General features: G+C 64.6%; 24 protein-coding genes. 13 read left to right on the top strand and 11 right to left on the bottom strand.

The window, feature by feature from the left end; translation table 11 throughout:
* Complete coding sequence (locus tag LB543_RS16580) at positions 1–1,887, bottom strand: ABC transporter ATP-binding protein (protein WP_224614809.1); 1,887 nt, start codon at positions 1,885–1,887, stop codon at positions 1–3.
* Between the two features lie 29 nt (positions 1,888–1,916).
* Complete coding sequence (locus LB543_RS16575; protein WP_140810404.1) at positions 1,917–2,309, bottom strand: hypothetical protein; 393 nt, start codon at positions 2,307–2,309, stop codon at positions 1,917–1,919.
* 409 nt (positions 2,310–2,718) lie between these two features.
* Between LB543_RS16575 and LB543_RS16570 the strand changes: the two genes are divergently transcribed.
* Positions 2,719–3,177, top strand: a complete 459-nt coding sequence (locus LB543_RS16570; protein ID WP_140758486.1) for a tRNA (cytidine(34)-2'-O)-methyltransferase — start codon at positions 2,719–2,721, stop codon at positions 3,175–3,177.
* Positions 3,178–3,306: 129 nt separating this feature from the next.
* A complete protein-coding gene (gene soxR, locus LB543_RS16565; protein WP_140758487.1) occupies positions 3,307–3,750 on the top strand; it encodes a redox-sensitive transcriptional activator SoxR in 444 nt (147 codons plus the stop codon).
* A gap of 248 nt (positions 3,751–3,998) precedes the next feature.
* Here the strand turns inward: soxR and LB543_RS16560 are convergent, their stop codons facing one another.
* Positions 3,999–4,256 carry a hypothetical protein gene (locus LB543_RS16560; protein WP_023770299.1) on the bottom strand — a complete coding sequence of 86 codons (258 nt, stop codon included), beginning with the start codon at positions 4,254–4,256 and terminating at the stop codon, positions 3,999–4,001.
* A 163-nt stretch (positions 4,257–4,419) separates the two neighbouring features.
* Between LB543_RS16560 and hemF the strand changes: the two genes are divergently transcribed.
* The 5 genes from hemF (at position 4,420) to LB543_RS16535 (ending at position 8,194) form a co-directional block, all read left to right on the top strand.
* Positions 4,420–5,334, top strand: a complete 915-nt coding sequence (gene hemF / locus LB543_RS16555) for an oxygen-dependent coproporphyrinogen oxidase (RefSeq protein WP_224614808.1) — start codon at positions 4,420–4,422, stop codon at positions 5,332–5,334.
* A 303-nt stretch (positions 5,335–5,637) separates the two neighbouring features.
* Positions 5,638–5,898, top strand: a complete 261-nt coding sequence (locus tag LB543_RS16550; protein WP_140758489.1) for a DUF1344 domain-containing protein — start codon at positions 5,638–5,640, stop codon at positions 5,896–5,898.
* Positions 5,899–6,111: 213 nt separating this feature from the next.
* Positions 6,112–6,297, top strand: coding sequence for a DUF1059 domain-containing protein (locus LB543_RS16545; RefSeq protein WP_027143380.1), 186 nt, complete (start codon positions 6,112–6,114; stop codon positions 6,295–6,297).
* Between the two features lie 245 nt (positions 6,298–6,542).
* Complete coding sequence (locus LB543_RS16540) at positions 6,543–7,121, top strand: hypothetical protein (RefSeq protein ID WP_224614807.1); 579 nt, start codon at positions 6,543–6,545, stop codon at positions 7,119–7,121.
* 86 nt (positions 7,122–7,207) lie between these two features.
* The gene (locus LB543_RS16535; RefSeq protein ID WP_140758491.1) at positions 7,208–8,194 is read left to right on the top strand and encodes a S8 family serine peptidase; all 987 of its coding nucleotides are present in this window, start codon (positions 7,208–7,210) and stop codon (positions 8,192–8,194) included.
* A 48-nt stretch (positions 8,195–8,242) separates the two neighbouring features.
* Here LB543_RS16535 and LB543_RS16530 read toward each other — a convergent pair whose 3' ends face one another.
* From LB543_RS16530 to LB543_RS16520, 3 genes are read right to left on the bottom strand one after another with little or no spacing between them, the layout of a single operon-like run.
* Positions 8,243–9,505 carry a CCA tRNA nucleotidyltransferase gene (locus tag LB543_RS16530; protein WP_224614806.1) on the bottom strand — a complete coding sequence of 421 codons (1,263 nt, stop codon included), beginning with the start codon at positions 9,503–9,505 and terminating at the stop codon, positions 8,243–8,245.
* Positions 9,502–10,134 (bottom strand): CoA pyrophosphatase, encoded by a 633-nt coding sequence (locus tag LB543_RS16525; protein WP_224614805.1) that lies wholly within the window; start codon positions 10,132–10,134, stop codon positions 9,502–9,504. Before LB543_RS16525 ends, LB543_RS16530 begins: the two co-directional genes overlap by 4 nt.
* Positions 10,134–10,763, bottom strand: coding sequence for a DUF1285 domain-containing protein (locus tag LB543_RS16520; protein WP_224614849.1), 630 nt, complete (start codon positions 10,761–10,763; stop codon positions 10,134–10,136). Before LB543_RS16520 ends, LB543_RS16525 begins: the two co-directional genes overlap by 1 nt.
* Before the next feature lie 157 nt (positions 10,764–10,920).
* Here LB543_RS16520 and LB543_RS16515 point away from each other — a divergent pair, with 157 nt between their 5' ends.
* From LB543_RS16515 to LB543_RS16500, 4 genes are read left to right on the top strand one after another with little or no spacing between them, the layout of a single operon-like run.
* A complete protein-coding gene (locus LB543_RS16515) occupies positions 10,921–11,925 on the top strand; it encodes an AAA family ATPase (protein ID WP_140810413.1) in 1,005 nt (334 codons plus the stop codon).
* Entirely contained in the window at positions 11,925–12,890 is a 966-nt protein-coding gene (locus LB543_RS16510) for a DUF58 domain-containing protein (RefSeq protein WP_224614804.1), read from the top strand. The genes LB543_RS16515 and LB543_RS16510 overlap by 1 nt, the downstream gene beginning before the upstream one ends.
* Positions 12,887–15,709, top strand: a complete 2,823-nt coding sequence (locus LB543_RS16505) for a DUF4159 domain-containing protein (protein WP_224614803.1) — start codon at positions 12,887–12,889, stop codon at positions 15,707–15,709. The genes LB543_RS16510 and LB543_RS16505 overlap by 4 nt, the downstream gene beginning before the upstream one ends.
* Before the next feature lie 60 nt (positions 15,710–15,769).
* On the top strand, positions 15,770–17,842 hold the full coding sequence (locus LB543_RS16500) for a hypothetical protein (RefSeq protein ID WP_224614802.1): 2,073 nt from the start codon (positions 15,770–15,772) through the stop codon (positions 17,840–17,842).
* A 9-nt stretch (positions 17,843–17,851) separates the two neighbouring features.
* Here LB543_RS16500 and clpS read toward each other — a convergent pair whose 3' ends face one another.
* The 4 genes from clpS to LB543_RS16480 all read right to left on the bottom strand — a co-directional run bounded on the left by clpS (position 17,852) and on the right by LB543_RS16480 (position 19,394).
* Positions 17,852–18,157 carry an ATP-dependent Clp protease adapter ClpS gene (gene clpS, locus LB543_RS16495; protein ID WP_140734332.1) on the bottom strand — a complete coding sequence of 102 codons (306 nt, stop codon included), beginning with the start codon at positions 18,155–18,157 and terminating at the stop codon, positions 17,852–17,854.
* Between the two features lie 129 nt (positions 18,158–18,286).
* Positions 18,287–18,601, bottom strand: a complete 315-nt coding sequence (locus LB543_RS16490) for a hypothetical protein (RefSeq protein WP_224614801.1) — start codon at positions 18,599–18,601, stop codon at positions 18,287–18,289.
* 162 nt (positions 18,602–18,763) lie between these two features.
* Positions 18,764–19,057 (bottom strand): hypothetical protein, encoded by a 294-nt coding sequence (locus LB543_RS16485; protein ID WP_140758499.1) that lies wholly within the window; start codon positions 19,055–19,057, stop codon positions 18,764–18,766.
* Between the two features lie 37 nt (positions 19,058–19,094).
* The gene (locus LB543_RS16480) at positions 19,095–19,394 is read right to left on the bottom strand and encodes a hypothetical protein (protein ID WP_224614800.1); all 300 of its coding nucleotides are present in this window, start codon (positions 19,392–19,394) and stop codon (positions 19,095–19,097) included.
* 283 nt (positions 19,395–19,677) lie between these two features.
* Between LB543_RS16480 and LB543_RS16475 the strand changes: the two genes are divergently transcribed.
* Both LB543_RS16475 and LB543_RS16470 read left to right on the top strand, forming a co-directional pair.
* A complete protein-coding gene (locus LB543_RS16475) occupies positions 19,678–20,394 on the top strand; it encodes a response regulator (RefSeq protein ID WP_224614848.1) in 717 nt (238 codons plus the stop codon).
* Entirely contained in the window at positions 20,391–21,800 is a 1,410-nt protein-coding gene (locus tag LB543_RS16470; protein ID WP_140758501.1) for an ATP-binding protein, read from the top strand. The genes LB543_RS16475 and LB543_RS16470 overlap by 4 nt, the downstream gene beginning before the upstream one ends.
* Positions 21,801–21,823: 23 nt before the next feature.
* Here the strand turns inward: LB543_RS16470 and LB543_RS16465 are convergent, their stop codons facing one another.
* Positions 21,824–22,114 (bottom strand): hypothetical protein, encoded by a 291-nt coding sequence (locus tag LB543_RS16465; RefSeq protein WP_224595687.1) that lies wholly within the window; start codon positions 22,112–22,114, stop codon positions 21,824–21,826.
* Positions 22,115–22,141 lie beyond the last annotated feature (27 nt).

Below are 22,141 nucleotides of genomic sequence, written 5' to 3'. Positions count from 1 at the left end.
TCATTCTGCGGCTTGTCCCTTTACAACTGCGTCGTTGGCGGCGTCGACCGGGCCGTCCTCGAGGAGGAACCCACCCGACTGGCGCTGCCAGAGCTGCGCGTAGAGCCCGCCTCTGGCGACCAGTTCCTCGTGCGAACCCTCCTCGATGACGCGGCCCTGGTCCATCACCACGAGCCTGTCCATCGCCGCGATGGTCGACAGCCGGTGCGCGATGGCGATGACGGTCTTGCCTTGCATGAGCCTGTAGAGATTCTCCTGGATGGCGGCTTCCGCCTCGGAATCGAGCGCCGACGTCGCCTCGTCGAGGATAAGTATAGGCGCGTCCTTCAACATAACGCGAGCAATGGCGATGCGTTGCCGCTGGCCGCCGGACAGTTTGACGCCGCGGTCGCCGACATAGGCGTCGAAGCCCTGGCGGCCGCTGTGGTCCGAAAGCGCCGATATGAAATCAAGCGCCTCGGCCCGCCGCGCCGCCTCGACAAGCATGTCATCGCTGGCATCGGGGCGGCCGTAGAGGATGTTCTCGCGCACAGAACGATGCAGCAGCGAGGTATCCTGTGTGACCATGCCGATCTGGGCGCGCAGCGAATCCTGCTTCACGCCAGCGATCTCCTGGCCGTCGATCAGGATCCGGCCGGATTCCAGGTCGTAGAAGCGCAAGAGCAGATTGACCAGTGTCGACTTGCCGGCGCCCGAGCGTCCGACGATGCCGACCTTCTCGCCCGGCTTCACCGCCAGCGACAGGTTTTCGATGACGCCCTTCTGTTTGCCGTAATGGAAGCGAATGTCCTCGAAGCGGATATCGCCTTTGGAAACGCCGATCTCCTTGGCCTCCGGCCTGTCCTCGACGAGGCGCGGCAGCGAGATGGAGGCAATGCCGTCCTGCACCGTGCCGATATTCTCGAACAGGCCCGACATTTCCCACATGATCCACTGCGACATGCCCCACATGCGGAGCACCAGGCCGATGACGACGGCGACCGCGCCGATCGTCACCGCTTGTCCCATCCACAGCCACAGCGAGATGGCGGTGACCGAGAACAGCAGCAGCGCGTTCAATATGTAGAGCGAGCCGAACAGCACCGTCACCAGCCGCATCGACCGGTAGACCGTGTCGAGGAAGCCCATCATGCCCTCCCTGGCGAAGGCGGCCTCGCGGCGCGAATGGGAAAACAGCTTGACCGTCTGGATGTTGGTGTAGCTGTCGACGACGCGGCCGGTCATGGTCGAGCGCGCATTGGCCTGCTCCTCGCCGACCTTGCCCAGGCGCGGGATGAAAAAGCGCAACAACAGGATATAGCCGACCAGCCAGACGCCGAGCGGCGCGGCCAGCCGCCAGTCGGCCGAACCGACGATCAACAGCATGCCGAGGAAATAGACGATGACGTAGTTCAGGACGTCGATCACCTTGATGACGCATTCGCGCACGGCAAGTGCTGTCTGCATCAGCTTGGTGGCGATGCGGCCGGCGAACTCGTCCTGGTAGAAACTCATCGACTGCTTGAGCAGGTAACGGTGCACCTGCCAGCGGATCCGCATGGGATAGTTGCCCATCAGCGTCTGCTGGTTGAGCAGCGAATGCAGCCAAACCGTGCCGGGCAGCGCAAATAGGACGATGAAGGCCATGCCGGCGAGCTTCCAGCCCTCCGTCTGCAGGAAGGTCTCGCGGTTCTGCCCCGACAGCCAGTCGACGATGCGGCCGAGGAAGCCGAACATCCACACTTCCGCGATGGCGATGGCCGCCACCAGCACCGCATCGACAAGGATATAGGGCCATGCGCCGCGCGTATAATGCAGGCAGAAGGCAACCAGCGTCTTGGGCGGCTCGACCGGTTCCGCGGACGGGAACGGGTCGAGCCTTCTTTCAAACCAGCTAAACAACAACATAGGTCATGCCTGTAAAATCTGTTTTCCGCTTACGCGGCTTGGCGACGTACAAAGTCCTCGGACCGCATGGCGTCGAGGGCCGACGCGCCGGAATCATCCGATGCGTCGGCCCTGCTTCGCGCAATATAGGGGCTCTCCGGCTTTTCGCCGACAGGCACCTTTGTCGATCCTGACGACACGGTGCCAGTGCGGTTTTTCGCGCCCGGCCGGATCAGCCGGATAATCCGGCGCACCAGCGACGGCCGGCTCGGGTCGGGAACCGCGTGCGAGAAATCGACATCCGGCAGCATGCCGCGATGCGGACGCCGGCGCACTTCGGCATGAACCGCCGACGAATAGGTGTCGCCGATCAGCAGCGCCCAGGTCGGCAGCCGGTGGATATGCAGGCTCCTCGAGCCCGGTATTCTGTATGGATCGAACATCGGTCCGTCCTCCGTGTTGAAATAGAGATAAAAAGGATGATCGACATCGTGCCGCGGGATCGGCGGCGGATCAGTCGGGACGCGTTGGGACGGGGCCATAGGCCCCTTCGGCAGCTTGAAAAACATCGCAGGATTCCTTCGAAGACCAGGGTATGGCTTCGGCGGAAATCGGTGCGGAAGTGTCTAAAAGATCAGAAGAAACGTCGTACCGAAACCGCCAGGGCGCAAGTAAGCCCACGGGTGGGGCGCTGGATGTGCATGGCCATCATGAATTACCCCTCCATCGGTTCGGGTTGACAATGTTGGTCGTATACTCGACTTCGCTGAAAATGGCCACCCGCAGGTCCAGGAATTTCCAAAACCGCGAAGCAGCTGTGGCGGATCTGCCACTTATTAGAAGGACGCGAAAGTGAACCGTGGTCTCCGCATCGCGCTCTACCAGCCTGACATTGCCGGCAATACCGGGACAATCCTGCGCTTCGCCGCGTGTCTCGGCCTTGGCGTCGACATCATCGAGCCGGCCGGCTTTCCGCTCTCCGACAAAGCGCTCAAGCGCGCCGGCATGGACTACCTCGAAATGGCGGCCTTGACCCGGCATGTTGACTGGCATGCCTTCGAGGAGTGGCGCAAGGTCCGCGCGGATCGGCTGGTGCTGCTGTCGACCAAGGCTGCGACCCCCTACACCGACTTCAGTTTCACCGACCGCGACATCCTCCTGTTCGGGCGCGAATCCGCGGGCGTGCCGGATCCAGTCCATCAGGCGGCGGATGTTCGGCTGACCATCCCGATGCGGCCCACTGCGCGCAGCCTCAACGTCGCCCTTTCCGTGGCCATGGTGGCGGGCGAAGCCATCCGGCAACTCGGCTAGGGGATCGCCGGCAGCGCGGTCAGCGGTGATTTTTGCCCAGGCGCACATCCGCCTTCTCCTTCGTTTGCACATCCAGGCTTTCTTGGCTACAAGCTCAACTTAACTTGAGGTCAAGCGGAAAATTACGAGATGGCACCAGCGTTGGAATTGACGGTCGGCCAGGTGGCCGCGCGCAGCGGCGTGGCGGTGTCGGCGCTGCACTTCTATGAAGCCCGCGGGCTGATCCGCAGCCACCGCACCTCCGGCAACCAGCGCCGCTACGGCCGCGACGTGCTGCGCCGGGTGGCCATAATCCGGATTGCCCAGGAGGTCGGCATCTCGCTCGCGGAAATCGGTGCTACGCTTGAATCATTACCTGAAGGCCGCACGCCGACCCGCGAGGATTGGAATCTGCTTTCAACGGCTTGGCGCGATGACCTCGACCAGAAGATCAGCCAGCTAAAGAAGCTGCGCGACGGCCTGACCGACTGCATCGGCTGCGGCTGCATGTCGATCGACAAATGCCCGCTTCGCAACAAGGGGGATCGGCTGGCGAGGGAGGGAACGGGCGCGCGGCGGTTAATTGCACCCTGAATAGAACAATGCGATTATCGCGCGATAAGGGAGGAATGTCTGTGTTAGGACACCTAATCCAGGCTGAAGAAGAGACACAGCTCATCACGATCTACCGGATCGATTCTGGCGGCATGCCAACCCTCTATACGTCCGTGAGTTTTGACGAGGCGCGAAAAATGGGCCTGGAAAAATTCAGCAACCTACTTGGCGAGAACCTAATTCTAGATTCTCCAAAATTGCGCGATCTATTTTTGTTGTAATATTCCTCAATCCGCCGCCGGCAGCCGCCTGATCGTGAACTCGATCAGATCGCCCGGGCGCTCGAACCAGCTTTCGATCTCGGTCCAGTAGGCCTGCTTGGGGAAACGCTCGAACCATTCCTTGGCCTTGAGGCGGGCATCCGAGCGCGGCAGGACGAAGGTCTCGCGCAGGAAACCGTCGCGCGGCATGCGCGCGCGTTCGGCCCGGCTTTGGTCGAGCCTTTTCTTCAGGCCATCCAGCGGCGGTCTTGCCGGGGTGCGCACGAAACAACTCCTTGCACCTGGCGCATGACCCCGAAATCGAGTTTCGGAAAGGATCATGCGCAAAACCAAAGTGACTTGACCCTGTCCCTCAAGAGATTAGGGATCGCGCCCGGAAAAGACGAGTCTTTTGTCGACTCACCGCCCCGCAAACCGGAGACGGCACTTGGAACGACCTGAAATACCGGCGGGGCTACCCGCCGACATCGAAGAGAAGAAGATGAAGGCCCGGCTTTGGTTCGAGGCGCTGCGCGAGCGCATCTGTGGCGCTTTCGAGCAGATCGAGCAGGACCTCGGCGGGCCGCTGGCCTCCTGGTCGCCCGGCCGCTTCGAACGGACGCCCTGGGAACGTGACCACGGCAAGGGCGGCGGCGGCACCATGTCGATGATGCATGGCCGCGTCTTCGAGAAGGTCGGCGTCCACACATCGACCGTTCATGGCGAGTTCTCGCCCGAATTCAGGAAGCAGATGCCTGGCGCCGAGGAAGACCCGCGCTTCTGGGCATCGGGCATTTCGCTGATCGCGCACCCGTGGAATCCCAACGTTCCGGCCGTGCACATGAACACGCGCATGGTCGTCACTTCAAGGCAATGGTTCGGCGGCGGCGCCGACCTGACGCCGGTGCTCGACCGCCGCCGCACGCAGGACGATCCCGATACGATAGCCTTCCACCGTGCCATGCAGTTCGCTTGCGAGAAGAACGCCGGCGTCGCCGATTATCCGAAATTCAAGGCCTGGTGCGACGAGTACTTCTTCCTGCCGCATCGCAACGAGCCGCGCGGTACCGGCGGCATCTTCTTCGACTACCTGCATTCGGGCGACGAGAAGGGCGGCTGGAACGCCGATTTCAACTTCGTCCAGGATGTCGGGCGTTCGTTCCTCGTCGTCTACGGCCACCTGGTGCGCGCCAACTTCAACGAGAACTGGACCGATGGCGACCGCGACGAACAGCTCATCCGCCGCGGCCGCTATGTCGAATTCAACCTTCTTCACGATCGTGGCACCATCTTCGGGCTGAAGACCGGCGGCAATGTCGCCTCGATCCTGTCCAGCCTGCCGCCGGAGGTGCGCTGGCCGTAACAAGATGGTGAGCGCGATGTGAAGCCGCATTGATGTCCCATTTGTCGAATCTGGGCGCGGAATGTGACGCCAGGAATATCTTTTTCGTCTAATATCCATTTGAAAAAACTGGGTTATTTGTCGCATTTGGGTCGGGAAGCGCCGGTGGTTTGCCTGAGGGCAATTCCAGGAAATGCAACCGCTTTCCCTTCGGAATTGCGTCGGAACAAGGTTAGCCGCGACTCGACGCGACCGGACGACCCAAAGACGACGCGGGACCATCCTCGTCACAAAGGATGCCCGCTCTTCCAGGAGTGCATCAGCATGAGAAAGATCATCGTTTCCGCTGCCGCGGCCGCCCTTCTTGCTTCCGGTTCGGTGGCGTTCGCCGCCGTCAGGCACACCACCGGAACGGTCAAGACCTTCGATACGGCGTCCAAGAGCCTGGTTCTCGACAATGGATCGTCTTTTACGCTTCCCGGGACTTTCAAGGATCCTGGCCTGAAGGTCGGCGAGAAGGTCAGAATTTCGTGGGACATGAGCGGCAAGAACAAGGTTGCCGAGGTAGTCAAGATCGTGAAGTGATGGCCTGCCCGCTGGATTAGCGTAAGAGGGCGGAGCAGCGCTGCTCCGCCTTTTCACCGTTGACCGCAACCAATACCACCCCATCTGTGTTATGACCTTCACCCTGCCCGTGGTCCGGCCCCAAGGCCGCACAGCGGGCCAAGAAGGTGCGGAGCCTCGGCCTGTCCCTGCAGGGCAGTCGATCGGGCTCCATGGAGGAAGAGGAGAAATCCCATGAAGCAGTTCCACTGCGGATCGCTGGTTCCCGGCTGCGACTGGCACACCCGTGCCGACGAGGAAGCCGAGGTCATGCGCCGTGCCGTCGAGCATATGCGCGAGACGCATGGCGAGACGATCATCCGCGAGACGATGATCGAGGCTATCCGCTCCCGAATTGAGAAGGCCCGCGACGCGGCGTAGGGCGCGGCGGGGGGCTGTCGGTCTTGGCAAAGAACCGCAGCGGCGCTCGGGTAGCGCGCGTCGCGCCGATCTATTTCGACGCGTGGCCCGCGCCTCAAAAATTAGATTTGCTCCAGCTAAAATAAACCGTGCGGTAACTGAACCCGTGCGATCGTCGGACTGATATCCAGACTACAGGGGGCTGCCAGAGAAGCCCGTCGCCGTCAGGCACTGGTCCGGAATCGGTGGGGCGAGGTGTTTCGCGGATGCGCGAAAAGTCCGGCAATCGTGCGAGTTTGTACGCAACGGCGCTCCTGCCGTGGGTGTTCCTCGGCACGCCACCGGCGGTTGCCCAGGAATTTACGACATCGCTCATCGACATCCATCAGGGCTCGCCGCTCAGCGACAAGGCGAGAGGCCTGGGTGACGGCGGGTATGAGTTGCAGACCGGAAGCCGGGTATCGTTCAACCAGTGGTACCAGACAAACTGGGTCGACATGCATGTGGACCTGATGACGCAGATCACGCAGGACACCGGTATCCTTTGGGGGTTTGGCACCGGGGAACAGGCCGAGAAGTATCGGATCGGGCCGAGCCTCAAGCTTGGTTTCCTCACACAGCTGCATCCGAGTGCGAACAGCATACTGTCCCTGTCGTTCACCACGACCTTCGGCGGCAAGCTCACCGAAAAGCCCTGCCAGGCCGATTATGGCGATCTGGGCACCTACAGCGTCAATTGCCGGCTCGCCGCTGGCGAGATGGCGCCCGAGGAAACCTTGAAATATCTGGTTAACGCTAAACCGGAGAGCCAGCATCTCTGGCTGAATTACCGTGTTACTTTCTGATCGCGAGGGGCCGGGCACGAGATGTGGCGTGGCCGCCGGAGATCTGCGGTCGTCCGTCCTAGCTTCTGTTGAACCGGGGTAAGATCATGTCAAATGCGCGTTGGAAGTTCGGTATCGCCACGGCCCTCGCCCTTCTGCCGGCTTCCATGGCGGCGGCTCAAGAAGCTGGCGGTCCGGATCCGCTATCCGCGCTCTGCATGGGCGGTCGGGCGAACGCGTCCATATGCCTGAGCGCAACCTTGCCGGCGGCGACATCGCAGACCTTGCAAGGCTGGATGAGCCCGGATGTCGGAGCCGCATGGCGTGCCGGCTACAAGGGCCAAGGCGTCACCATCACGATCGTCGACGACTTCTCCAGCACATCGAAGTTCAGCGGCAATTTCGGCATCGGCACCCAGACCCAGCGCCACGGCGAATGGACCCGCGAAGAAGCCAGCATGGTTGCGCCCCTGGCAACGATAAGGTCGAAAGACTTTTCCACCAGCTCATTGGTCGCGCTGTCGCCGGGCCTGAACGTGCTCAATCTGAGCTATGGCATGTACGCCAAAGCGGGTTACAGCCCCAGCCAGATCGGATGGAGCGCCGAGGAGGCCTCCATCATCTCCTATGCCACCAAGGGAACGGCCGTGGTTTCGAAGGCCGCGGGCAACGACGCGGTTGCCGTGGGCGGCGTCACCAGCGGCCAGCAGGACTATCTTGACCTCGCTTTGGTCGGAAAGGCATCCGCGATTTTCGTCGGCGCGCTCAACAGCAACGGCACGACCTCGAACAAGGCCAGCATGGCATGGTACTCCAACATCGCCGGCTCCAATCAGGCTGTGCAGAGCCATTTCCTGGTCGTGGGTGTCACCGGGGACAAGACCGGCCTTTACGGCACCTCTTTCGCCGCGCCGATTGTTGCCGGCTATGCCGCGATCGTGGGCAGCAAGTTCACCAAGGCAACGCCGACCCAGATCACCAACCAGTTGCTGAATACGGCCCGTACCGACACGCTGGCCAACTATAGCGCCTCCGTCTATGGCAAGGGCGAGGCAAGCCTTTCGCGTGCCCTAGCTCCGCTGTCGATCAAGTAGCGGCACAGAATCGCAGGGTAACACTGGCATTCACCCAGCGGTTCTGGCCTACGTTTCAAGGGCCTCCGCGGCGCGCTTCATCAGCGCGTCGCGATCGGGCGCAAAACCCGCATCGATCCATTCCGCTTCGAGATTCTTGAGGATTTCGCCCAGCTTCGGCCCCGGCGTTGCGCCGAGCGCCGTTAGATCGGCCCCTTTCAGCGGAAACACCGGTTTTTCCCATTTGAGCGCAAAGGCAAGCAGGCGCGAAAAGCCGCCCGCTTGAAGCAATGCATCATTGTCCTCGACAGCGCGCACCCGCGCCGCGGCAAGCGAAAGCCGCAGGCGGTCGACAAACCCTTGCCGGTGGCCGCGATAGAGTTTTTTCGCCAGTTCGCCCTCGGTCGTCTTCGGCTCGACGGCCGTGGTGAGCGCCCAGTGGAGCATGCGATCGGCTTCGGCGGTCGAGAACCTGAGCCTCTCGGCCAGCGTCTTCATGCGCGCTGCATCCGGCGGCACGATCGCCTCCAGCCGCAGCATCGGATCCACCGCCCAGCCCAGGTCTTTCTCGGCCTTGGTCAACCCGTGGATCGCATCGATGCCCCATTTCTCGCTTTCCGGCAGCGCGGCGGTCAGGACACCGACCTGCCGCATCCAGAGCAGCGCCCGCGAGGGATCGGGCGCCGACAAAAGCTTCTTCAGCTCGGACCAGATGCGTTCCGCCGAGAGTTGGCCGAGACCCTCCTTCAGCCGGGCGCAGGCCTTCAGTCCCTCGGCATCCGGCCGGCCGTCGCCATACCAGGCAAAGAAACGGAAGAAGCGCAGGATGCGCAGATAATCCTCGCGGATGCGCGCCTCCGGGTCGCCGATGAAGCGCAGCCGGCGCGCCTTGATGTCGGCGATGCCGCCGACAAGGTCGACAACCCTGCCGTCGGCCTCCGCGTAGAGCGCGTTGATGGTGAAGTCGCGCCGCTCGGCGTCGAGCTTCCAGTCGCGCCCGAACGACACCCTTGCGCGGCGGCCATCGGTCTCGACATCGGCGCGCAAGGTGGTGATTTCGTAGGGTTTGCCGCCGGCGACCACCGTGATCGTGCCGTGCTCGATGCCGGTCGGCACCGCCTTGAAGCCTTCGGCCACGACGCGGCGAATGGTTTCCTGCGGCAGGCAAGACGTGGCGATGTCGATGTCGGTGACAGGCTGGCCCATCAGCACATTGCGCACCGCGCCGCCGGCGATACGCGCCTCTTCACCGCCTTCGGTGAGCACGGCAAGCAGTCGCTGCAAATGCTTGTCGGAGAGCCAGACAGCCCTGCCCGCGATCGAAACACTCACGCATAGAGCCTTTCATAGAGCGTACGGATGATACCGGCGGTGACGCCCCAGATGCGCCGGTCGCCATAGGGCATGTCGTAGAAGAACCATTCGAGATCGTTCCACATGCGGCTGTCGCGCTTGTGATTGGCGGAGTCCATCAGGAAGCGCAGCGGCACTTCGAAGGCGGCATCGACCTCGTCGACGTTCAGGGTCAGCTGGAAATGTGGCCGCACGATGCCCAGCACCGGCGCGATGCGGTAGCCGCTGCCAGCGACGTAATCGGGCATGCGGCCGATGATCTCGATGCGATCGGGGCTAAGGCCGATCTCCTCGAAGGTCTCGCGCAGCGCCGCCGCCTCCGGGCTCGCATCGGTCGCGTCGATCGTGCCGCCCGGGAAAGCCACTTGCCCGGAATGGTTGCGCAGTCTCTCGGCCCGTTTGGTCAGCAGAACCGTCGCCTCGCCGTCATGGTCGACCACCGGTATCAGCACCGCGGCGTTGCGCAGCGGCTTGCCCGGATTGAGGCGCGGATGGCCGGGATTGAAGCGGTGATCGCCATAGTCGTCGCCGGCATGCGCGTCCGGCTGCGCGGCGAAACGCGCGCGAAAATCCGCCGATGAGAACAGCGCCGGCGATATCTGGTCCATCACGCGCTCAACCGCTTCAACTGATCCGCCGGCATGATCGGAAACACGGCATTCTTCGAACGCACCGAAAACATCGTCCTGCCGTCGATCTCGATCTCCTCGCCGTGCCCGACCAGTTCGTACATGACCGGCCGCGCCACCAGCGCCTCCAGCCTGCCGCGCACCAGCAGATAAGGCTTCAAACCGCCGGTTCCGTTCTCGTCGACGAAGCGCAACGGCCGCTCCCGTCCGGCCTCGACCACGTCGCCGACATTGGTGCGGAAGGTGATAACCTGATCCTCGCCTTCGCCCGAAACATCCATTTCGACGGCGACGAACGGCGCATCGGCAACGCGAATGCCGACCTTTTCCGCCGGCGTCACCAGATAGGTCCTGCCGTCGGCGTCCTTGCGCAGCACGGACGAGAAAAGCTGCACCAGCGGCATGCGGCCGATCGGCGTGCCCAGGTAGAACCAGGTGCCGTCGGCCTTGATCTCCATATCGAGATCGCCGCAAAAGTCGGGATTCCAGCGTTCGACCGGCGCCGCGCCCTTGCCGGCGCGGGCCGCGCGCGAGATCAGCGCCTCGAGGCCTCGAGCCTCGGTGGCCTGCGTAAGGCTTTGTTGGCGATCTTCGTGGTGTTCCGTCATCGTCACGAAATAGTCACTGTTGTTCCGCTTGTCAGCCTAAGTCTGTGATTTAAGTTCAACCATAGGCGCTCCGCGAGGCCGAATCGCGGCAGTCTATGGTATGGTGCGAGCCAGTATTTCCAAACCATGGCATTCCAACCAAAGGGATCGATGCGGTATGAGCGTGATGGTCAAGGAAAGCCCGATCAGTGAAACGGACATGATCGCCGAGGCCGAGAAGGCGCTTGCCGACATCTCCAGGATCCGCGACGGGGTTGGCCGGGTGATCTTCGGCCAGGAGAACGTCGTCGAGCGGACGCTGGTGGCGCTGCTGGCCGGCGGCCACGCGCTGTTGGTCGGCGTGCCGGGCCTTGCCAAGACCAAGCTGGTCGAGACGCTGGGCGTCGTGCTCGGGCTCGATTCACGCCGCATCCAGTTCACGCCCGACCTGATGCCGTCCGACATCCTCGGCTCCGAGGTCATGGAGCAGGACGAGACCGGCAAGCGCTCCTTCCGTTTCATCTCCGGCCCGATCTTTGCCCAGTTGCTGATGGCCGACGAGATCAACCGCGCCTCGCCGCGCACGCAGTCGGCGCTGCTGCAGGCGATGCAGGAATACCATGTCACCATTGCCGGCGCGCGCTACGATCTGCCCTCGCCCTTCCATGTGCTGGCGACGCAGAACCCGCTTGAGCAGGAAGGCACCTACCCGCTGCCCGAAGCCCAGCTCGACCGCTTCCTGATGCAGGTCGACATCCTCTACCCCGAAATCGAGGCCGAGCGCCGCATCCTCCTGGAAACCACCGGCGTCGAGGACGCGAAGGCAACCAACGTGCTGCAGCCGGCGCGGCTGAAGGAGATCCAGACGCTGATCCGCCGCATGCCGGTGCCGGAAAGCGTCGTCGAGGCGATCCTTACCCTGGTGCGTTCGGCGCGTCCGGGCCAGGGCAATGCCGACACCGACAAGCATGTCGCCTGGGGTCCAGGCCCGCGCGCCAGCCAGGCGCTGATGCTGTGCACCAGGGCACGCGCGCTTTACGACGGACGGCTGGCGCCCTCGGTCGACGATGTCAGGGCGCTGGCCGAGCCGGTGCTGCAGCATCGCATGGCGCTGACCTTCGCCGCCCGCGCCGAAGGCACCAGCGTGCGAGACGTGGTGGCGAAGCTTGTGAAAGCTATTTGATGGCGCGTATCGGCGAAGTCCAGGGTCCGGCAGCGACGCGCGACGCGCTCGCCCGCGGCCGGTTGCGGGCTTCGCTTGTGCCCGACCTGCTGGTCGAGGCGCGCCGTATCGTCAACACCGTGATCGCCGGCTGGCATGGCCGCCGCAAGCGCGGCATCGGCGAGAATTTCTGGCAGTTCCGGCCCTATGTCGAAGGCGATTCCTCGCGTATCGACTGGCGCCGCTCGGCCCGCGACGACCACACCTATGTGCGCGACCGTGAATGGGAAGCCGCCCATACGGTCTGGCTGTGGGCCGACCCCTCGCCGTCCATGCTCTACAAATCGACGGGTGCCGGTGTTTCCAAGCAATCGCGCGCGCTGGTGCTGACGCTGGCGATGGCCGAGCTCCTGTCGCGCAGCGGCGAGCGCATCGCTTGGCCTGATCTGACCGATCCGTTCACCGCCCGCAACGGCGCCGAGCGTATCGCCGCCCAGCTCATGCATGCCGGCGATCTGCCGGCTAAACCCGATCTCTCCGATATCAGGCGCTTCTGCGACATCGTCATCGCCAGCGATTTCCTCGATCCCGTCGAAGAGACCATGGCCTGGCTCGACGTGCTCGCCCGACACGGCGTGCGCGCGCATCTGATCGAGGTCGCCGACCCGGCCGAGGAAACCTTCCCCTATGCCGGCCGCACCGAATTCACAGATCCCGAGACCGGCGACAAGCTGACCGCCGGCCGCGCCGAGATGCTGGCCGACGAATATCGCCTGCTCTACACCGCGCGCCGCCAGGAACTGGCCGGTTGGTGCAAGCGGCTCGGCTGGAGCTTTACCGTCAACCACACCGACCGGCTGGCTTCCGACGCGCTGGTACGCCTGCACATGGCGATGACCGCCGATGGCTCTTATGCCGGGCTGACCGCCGGTCATGCCGCCAAGGCCGCCGGTGGCGGCCTTGCCGAAAAGGTGGTCGGCGCATGAGCTGGCTGCCGCTCTCCTTCGGCGCCCCCATGGTGCTGTGGGGCCTGCTGGCGCTGCCGGTGATCTGGTGGCTGCTGAGGCTCACCCCGCCCAAGCCGCAGACCGAGGTGTTCCCGCCGCTGAAGATCCTGGCCCGTGTGCTGAGGCGTGAGGAAACCCCGCAGCGCAGCCCGTGGTGGCTGACGCTGCTCAGACTGCTGATGGCGGCCCTCGTCGTCGCGGCATTGGCCGAACCGGTCTTCAACCCGCGCGAAAAGCTGCCGGCCGAGGGCGCCGCACTTGCCCTGGTCATCGACAATGACTGGGCCAGTGCCGCCGACTGGAACAAGCGCGTCGCCACCGCCGAGCGGCTGATCAACGACGCCAGCTCGAGCGGCGTGCCTGTTATCATCGCCTTCACCGCGGAAAAGCCCAATGCGGAGATCGGTCCCTTCGATGCCGCCGCCGCACTCGACCGGCTGCGCGCCGCCAAGCCGCGGCCGATCCCGACCGACCGGCCCGCCGTCTATGCCCGCGTCGCCGGCGTGCTGGAGAGCTTGCCTGGCGCCAGCGTCGCCGTGCTGGCCGATGGCCTGGCGGCCAAGGGCGATGAGGCCGCCTTCAATACGTTGTTGTCGAAAAATGCCGCCCGCGTCGTCTGGGCGGTGGCCGACCGGCTTTCCCTGACCGGCCTGACATCAGCCGAAAACCAGATCGACGGCTTTGGTCTGACCGCCGTCCGCGCGCCCGGCGATCCCGCCCCGGCGCAGGTCACCGCCGGCGCCTTCGACGACAAGGGCCGCCGCATAGCCGATGCGACGCTGACCTTCGCCCCGGGCGAAGCCACGGCCACCGGCACCATGGCGGTGCCGTTCGAATTGCGCAACGACTTCGCCTCGATCGCGCTCGACGGCGAACGGCACGCGGGTGCCGTGCGCGTGCTCGACGAAAGCTCCAAGCGCCGCCGCGTCGGGCTGTTGTCGCAGGCCGAGGCCGACCAGGCGCAGCCGCTTCTGTCGCCGCTCTACTACATCAGGCGCGCGCTGCAGCCCTTCGCCGATCTGGTCGAACCCTCCAGCGCCGATCTCGCCGACGCTATCCCGCAGATCCTCGACCAGAAGCCGGCGATGATCGTCATGGCCGATATCGGCACCATTCCCAGACAGGTTCGGCAAAGACTGGTCGACTGGGTCGACAATGGCGGCACGCTGGTGCGTTTCGCCGGCTCGCGGCTGGCCGCCGCCGGCAATGACGACGATTTGCTGCCGGTCCGCCTGCGCACCGGCGAGCGTTCGCTCGGCGGCGCGCTGTCATGGACCTCGCCGCAGCCGGTCACCGAATTTCCCAAGGCCGGCCCGTTCGCCGACCTGGCGCCGCCGACCGAGGTCACGGTGACCAGGCAGGTGCTGGCCGAACCGACACCCGATATCGTCGAGCGCACCTGGGCGGCCCTCGCCGACGGCACGCCGCTGGTCACCGGGCTGAAGAAGGGCAAGGGCACGCTGGTGCTGTTCCACGTCACGCCCGAGGCGACATGGTCGAACCTGCCGATCTCGGGCAGTTTCGTCGAGATGCTGCGCCGCATCGTGCAGCTGTCGCGCAACCAGGGCGCGGCGATCGCCAATGCCGAAGCCGCCGCCACGTCGCTGGCGCCCTATCGCATGATCGCGGCCGACGGCTCGCTGGTGCCTCCGACACCGGATGCGCGACCGCTGGTGCCGGGTGCAGGCGCACTGCCGGTGACCTTCGAGAACCCGCCCGGGCTCTACGGCTCGGAAACCGGCGTCTTCGCCCACAATCTGCTCGACGCTGCAAGCACGTTCGAGCCGCTGGCGCGCCCGCAAGTGACGGTGCCGGTCACCACGGTCCAGTATGCCTTCGATGAATCGCACAACCTGAAGGGTACGCTGGTCGCGGCGGCTCTGTTGCTGATGCTGCTCGACACACTGGCGGTGTTGTGGATGGGCGGCCTGTTTTCGCGCCGGCCGCGCCGTGCTGGCGCCGCTGCAACCACCGCCGCCGTGCTGATCGCGCTTGGCGCCCTGTTCGGCCATGCCGATGTCGCGCGCGCCGACGATGCCAAGCCGGGTGACCAGGTCGCTATCGAGGCGATCTCAAAAACCCGCATCGCCTATGTGCTGACCGGCGTGCCGGGCGTCGATTCGATCAGCCGCGCCGGGCTCGAGGGCCTGACCCGCTTCCTGATCGAGAAGACGGCGCTCGAACCGGGCGCGCCGGCCGGCGTCGACATCTCGAAGGACGAGCTGTCCTTCTATCCCCTGATCTACTGGCCGATCGACCCGGCGGCACCGATGCCGAGCCAGGCCGCGATCGCCCGCATCGACGCCTACATGCAGCAGGGCGGCACCGTGCTGTTCGACACGCGCGACCAGTTCGCCAACGGCATCGGCGCCGATTCCACCAGCCCGGCGACCGAGCGGCTACGTGACATCCTCGGCAACCTCAACGTGCCGCCGCTGGAGCCGGTGCCGTCGGACCATGTGCTGACCAAGTCCTTCTTCATCCTGCCCGAGTTCCCGGGCCGTTTCGCCGGCAGCCCGCTCTGGGTCGAGGCGTCGCTCGATGCCAGCAATGCCGACAACCGGCCGGTGCGCACCGGCGACGGCGTGTCGCCGATCATGATCACCGCCAATGATTTCGCCGGCGCCTGGGCGGTCGACGAGAATGGCGATCCGCTGCTGCCGACCGTGCCGGCCGACCCGATGCAGCGGGTCTATGCGCTGCGCGCCGGCGTCAACATCATGATGTACATGCTGACCGGCAACTACAAATCCGACCAGGTGCATGTTCCCATCCTGCTCGAACGGTTGGGGCAGTAGGATGATGCTCTTTCTTGCACCGACGTCGATCGACGCTCCCCTGACGAGGGAGGATAAGGCATGAACTGGTCGATCTCCTTCGAACCGCTGATCTCCTGGCCGTTTTTGGCCCTGGTGCTGGTGCCGTTGGCACTGCTGGCGCTCGTCGGCCTGTGGTTTCGCCAGCGCGGCGCGGTCCTGCGCTTCGTCGCCCTGCTGGCGCTCGCCGCCGCCCTCTTCAATCCGGTGTTCCTCAATGAGGAGCGCGAGCCGCTGAAGAGCGTCGTCGCGCTGGTCGTCGACCGCAGCCAGAGCCAGGACATTGGCGACCGCACCAGGCAGACCGACGAGGCCGTGGCGGGGTTGCAGCAGCGTCTTGGCCGCTTCAAGCAGTTCGACGTCCGCGTCGTCGAGGCTGGCAAGTCCGACGCCGCCGAGGAGCGCACCGAAACGAGGTTGTTCGGCGCGCTGGAAGGCGCCTTCCGCGACGTGCCGCCCTCGCGCATCGGCGGCGCCATCATGATCACCGATGGCGAGGTGCATGACACGCCCTCGGGTGCGCCCGACTTCAACGCCCCGCTGCATGCCCTGATCACAGGCAACGACCACGAAAAAGATCGCCGCATTCGCTTCGAGAACGCGCCGCGCTTCGGCCTCGTCGGCAAGCCGCTCGACATGACCTATCGCGTCATCTCGACCGAAAACGAGACCGGACCGGTCGATGTGCGTGTCTCGGTCAACGGCGAGCAGGTTTCGGTCGAGCATGCCACCGTCGGCCAGGCCATGCCGCTGCAGGTGACCATTCCGAGCGCCGGCCGCAACATCATCGAACTTGCCATCGACCGCGAACCGGGCGAACTGACCGATACCAACAACCGCGCCATCGCGCTGGTCGACGGCATCCGCGAGAACCTGCGCGTGCTGCTCGTTTCGGGCGAACCGCATGCGGGCGAGCGCACCTGGCGCAATCTGTTGAAATCCGACGCCTCGGTCGATCTCGTGCATTTCACCATCCTGCGGCCGCCGGAGAAGCAGGACGGCACGCCGATCAATGAATTGTCCCTGATCGCCTTCCCGACCCGCGAGCTGTTCGTCGAGAAGATCAAGGATTTCGACCTCATCATCTTCGACCGCTACCAGCACCGCGACGTGCTGCCGATCCTCTATTACGACTACATCTCCGAATATGTCGAAAAGGGCGGCGCGCTGCTGATCGCCGCCGGTCCCGAATATGCCGGCGAGGCTTCGATCGCGCGCACGCCGCTGATGTCTGCCCTGCCGGCCATGCCGACCGGCGAAGTGGTCGACAAGGCGTTCTACCCGCGCCTGACCGAACTCGGCCAGCGTCACCCGGTGACGCGCGGCCTCGACGGTTCGGCCACCGAGCCGCCGCACTGGAGCCGCTGGTTCCGCACCATCGGCGTGCAGAATCCGCAAGGCGAAGTGGTGATGAAGGGCGCCGACAACCGGCCGCTGCTGCTGCTCGACCGCAAGGGCGAAGGCCGCGTCGGCATGCTTTTGTCCGATCAGGGCTGGCTGTGGGCGCGCGGCTTCGAGGGCGGCGGCCCGCATGTCCAGCTCTACCGGCGCATCGCCCACTGGCTGATGAAGGAACCCGAGCTCGAGGAAGAGCGGCTGACCGCCGAGGGACGCGGCATGGTGCTGGAGATCCGCCGCCAGACGATGGCCGACGATCCCGGCCCGGCGCAGATCATCACCCCGTCCGGCAAGACGCTCTCCGTCAAGCTCGACAAATCCGAACCCGGCGTCTTCCTCGGCAGCGTCCAGACCAGCGAGATCGGCCTCTTCCAGGTCGCCAATGGCGATCTCACCGCGCTCGCCCATGTCGGACCGGTCAACGCGCCGGAATTCGCTGACGTCGTGTCCACGCAGGAGCGTCTGAAGGCGCCGGCGGAAGCCACCGGCGGCAGCGTGCGCCGGCTGGCCTCGTCCACGGGCAGCGACGTGACGCTGCCTTCCGTCGTGCCGGTGCGCTCGGCCGGCGAAGCGTCGGGCAGCGACTGGATCGGCCTGCGCACCACCGACGACAGCGTCCTGAAGGCCGTGTCGCGCGTACCGCTGTTCGGCGGCTTCCTCGGCCTCGGCCTGCTGCTTCTGGCAATGGGCTCGATGTGGTACCGCGAGGGACGGTAGAGCGGGGCGCTACTCTTCCGGTTCCGTCGTGAACAGCAGCGGATAGCCCTTGGCCTTGCCGGCGTCGGTGGCCCGTGTCGCCTTGGTCTCGGCGACATCCCTGGTGAAGACCGCGACCACGCAGACGCCGTGCCGGTGCGCGGTGATCATGACCCGGTGCGCCTGGTCCTCGCTGAGCTTGAACTCGCCCTTCAGCACCGTCACCACGAATTCGCGCGGCGTGAAATCATCGTTGACGAGGATGACCTTGTAGAGCTTCGGCCGCTCGGTCTGCGGCTTGACCTTGACGCGCGGCTTTGTGGTGATTTCAGGCATTCGAACTGACTGTTTTGCGATCGAGCTTAAGTCCGCATTTTGCCACGGGCGGCAGCGATCGTCCACTTGCGGGCCGTCGGCGGCCGCGCCCGGTCCTTGACGATCATGTGGGGGATGGTCGGTAGCGGTTCAACGGCCCTGACGGCCGAAGATGCGGCGACTTGCGTCGGCATCCGCCCGGCGTTCCAGCCATGCCGCGATCGGCCATCCGGCAACGCAGATCAGCGTCACGCCCGCGAGCACGATCAAAAGCCACGCCTGCACGGGCGTGATGTAATCCCAGTTGCTGGAAATCGCCGGCGCGAACAACGAGGGCTCGGTGCGCCCGCTAGCAGGATCCGGTACGGGGCTCGCGGTGAGCAGAATCAACACCCTGGCGACGCCGGTGGCAACGAGGCCGCCGATCACCATGGAGCGAAAAATGGACGACGGCCGCCTCTTCATGCGGATTGTCCTACAGGACCGGCATTGCAAACGGGTTAAGCACGATCGAGATGCATGGCTGGAAGCCGCCGGTGTTCAGCTCATCGACCATGCCCTTGGCAGAAGGCCGCCCCAGCCGGTTTGCGGCTGGAGCGGCCTTGCCAGAACTGACCTCGAAGCTGATCAGGGCTTCTTCGGAGCGGCCTTCGCGGGGGCCATTTTCGCGGGAGCCATCTTCGCGGGGGCCTTCTTGACCGGGCACTTGTGCTTCTTGGTCACCTTGCAGGCGGTCTTCTTGGCGACCTTCTTCGGAGCAGCCTTGGCCGGAGCGGTGGTCGTGGCGGCAGCAGCCGGAGCGGTGGTCGTGGTGGCGGCAGCCGGGGCAGCGGTCGTGGTGGTGGCTGCGTTGCCGAGAACCGGCATCGAGAAGGCGAGAGCGACGGCGAGACCAAGGGCGGACAGGATGGACTTGTTCATGGCTTCATTTCCTTTTTATGCGGGTCGTTTTTGAGTGTCACTGGACCGGGTCGTTCGGTGTCACTCCAAGCAGCTTCAAAGCATTGGCGAGCATCCGGATGCCCTGCGCCTGTTTCTTGGCGGCGCAGTACCGGTTGCCCTTTCTCTGAAGTGCCTTTGCCGCGGTGACCTGCGTTGCCGTGGCATGGGTTTCGAGGGCTTCATCAAATTGGTGGCTGAGATTGGCGCACCGTTCGCTCCGGGTGAGCGGCGCCTTTGCATCCGACTGGTCGACAGCGGCAGTGAGCAGGCCAAGGCCCAGCAAAACTCCCAACAAACTGACCGACAATCTTGGCATTGGTTTATCCGTGAACCCCGGAGACTAGCGTCGCAGCCGATGACCTGACCGCCACGGCACCGTTATGCCGGCCTACCTTTTCAGGAGTTTTTCCCGATTGTAGAATTTTGTTTCTGGATTGTGTCTGGCCAGGCCGGGGCCAGGCTGGGCGTCGCTTTCCATGTGGAGAAGGCGGAATTCATTCTCCCTTGAAAAGCAAGGCACTGGCCAACATATGGCCCGAATTCTATCGTGTGGCTCACCAGCCAAGAATGGCTTGGCCGGCAAACCAGACAGGGCAGCTGTGAAATCCGATGCGCATATACTGATCGTCGACGACGACAAGGGCATCCGCGACCTGCTTCAGGAGTTCTTCCAGAAGCGGGGGCTGCACACCTCGGTCGCCGCCGATGGCACCGAGATGGAGGCCATCCTGCGTCGCTCGCAGGTGGACCTCATCGTGCTCGACGTGATGCTGCCCGGCAGGAGCGGGCTGGAACTGTGCCGCGATCTGCGCGCCCAGTATACGACGCCTATCATCATGCTGACCGCCGTCACCGACACGACGGACCGTGTCGTCGGCCTCGAGATGGGCGCCGACGACTATGTGCCCAAACCTTTCGACCCGCGCGAATTGCTGGCCCGCATCCGCGCCGTGTTGCGGCGCAATGGCGCCGCCGAGCCCAAGCGCGCCACCACCAAGCAGATATACCACTTCGCCGGCTGGACGATGGACTGCTCGCGGCGCCGGCTGACCGCGCCCGACGACGTCAGGGTCGAACTGACCATGGCCGAGTTCAACCTCTTGCAGACCTTCGTCAAGAGCGCTCAGCGCGTGCTGACCCGCGACCAGCTCATCGAACTGTCCGGCGGCGACAGCGACTATTCCTTCGACCGCAGCATCGACATCCTGGTCAGCCGGTTGCGGCGCAAGATGGAAGACGATCCCAAGACACCCAAGCTGATCCTTACCGTGCGCAGCGGCGGCTACCAGTTCCTGCCCGAGACGACCTCCGAATGAGACGCTTCCTGCCGCAGACCTTGCCTGTCTGGGTGCTGCTGATCGTCATCGCCGGCCTGTTGATCAGCCAGGTCGCGACGCTTTACATCGTGTCGCGCGACCGCGCCGCCACCAACGACGTGGTCGACCTCTACCGCCTCAACGACCGCGCCTTCTCGCTTGTGCAGTTGATGAGCGGCGCCACGCCGGAGGAGCGCAAGGCGACCGCCGCCGGCCTGTTCAACTCGACATATGCGCTCACCGTCTCGGACACGCCCGCCGTCACCTCTTCGATCGCCGGCGACGACGAACTGGCCGAGCTCGAGGACATCCTTGTCGGCCGGCTGTCGAAGTTCGGCATCACCGACGCGCGCGTGCGCCGCGATCCGGCGACGCGCGAAGCCGACGATGCCACCGGCGCGGCGCCGGGACCCGATATCGGCCAGGTCGAGCGGGACCTTCTGGTGCTGGCCGCCGATTTCGCCCAGAGCGAGAAGCTGACGGCCTCGCTGCGTTTTGCCGACGGCCAATGGCTGAACTTCACCGAACCGATCACGCCCGTCGGCCCGATACTGAGCGTCGACAGCCTGCCGCTCTATGCGCTGATCGCCGGGCTGGTGGTGATCATGTCGATCTGGTCGCTGCGCCGGCTGACCGCGCCCTACCGGATGATGGAAACCGCCGTCAACCGGATCGGCAATGACCTCAAGAGCCCGCCGGTCACCGAGAGCGGCAGCCGCGAGGTGCGCGCCGCCGCCAAGGCGATCAATGCCATGCAGGCAAGGCTGCGCGAGTATGTGGAGGACCGTGAGCACCTGGCGGCAGCGCTCGCGCACGACCTGCGCACGCCGATCACCAGGATGCGGCTGCGCCTGGAGCTGCTGCGCAGATCACCGGCGCGCCAGGCGCTCGCCCATGATCTCGCCGACATCGAAAGCATCGCGAGTTCCGTGATAGACTTCGCCAAATTCGAGGTCACGGAGGAAAAGCCCGAGCGTATCGATTTCTGGTCGCTCGTGGAATCGGTCGCCGACAGTTACGAGACCGTCTCCTTCGACAATGACGACGCCCGCCCCCGCGGCCTGATCTGCATGGCGCGGCCGGTGGCCCTTAAGCGCTGCGTCACCAATCTGGTGGAGAACGCCGTTACCTACGGCACGAAGGCGCATCTCGGCCTCAGCCGCTCGGAAGGCACGATCACGCTCGCCATCCGTGACGAGGGGCCGGGCATACCCCAGGCCCAGATCGACGCCGTGTTCGGCTCCTTCGTGCGCCTCGAACAGTCCCGCAACCGCCAAACCGGCGGCCTCGGGCTCGGACTGACCATCGCCCGCAACATCGCGCGCGCGGCGGGCGGCGAAGTGCGCCTGTCCAACCATCCCGACGGCGGCCTGCTGACGGAGTTGCGCCTGCCGCTGGCAGCTTGAGCCTTATCAGGCCGCGTCAAACGTCAACTTGTCGCGGTGATCTTCCAAGCCAGCAGCGCGACGATGACCGCCGCCGTGAGCATTGTCGCCCAGCGGTGCCGCCCGAACGCATGCAGAACGAGAACGGCCAGAGCCGCGATCGACGCGGCAAGTGCCCCTTCGACATAGAAGAGCTGTCCATCGCCGACCGGTCCGCCGCTTGCGCCTCCGACACGGAAGAACTCCAGGATCGACCGGATCGCGATCACGATCAGCAACCCGAGCGCCGCTTGCGCCGCGCGCGCCGTCGACAGCCAGTTCAAGATCCGTTTCAAGGCGCCTCCCGATGCGACCCGAAAGCC

Origin of the sequence: Mesorhizobium sp. ESP7-2, from assembly GCF_020164715.1 — a bacterium.
Taxonomy (GTDB): Bacteria; Pseudomonadota; Alphaproteobacteria; order Rhizobiales; family Rhizobiaceae; genus Mesorhizobium.
The sequence above is the reverse complement of the archived record's forward strand: the minus strand, read 5'-3'. Positions and strand labels throughout refer to the sequence as shown.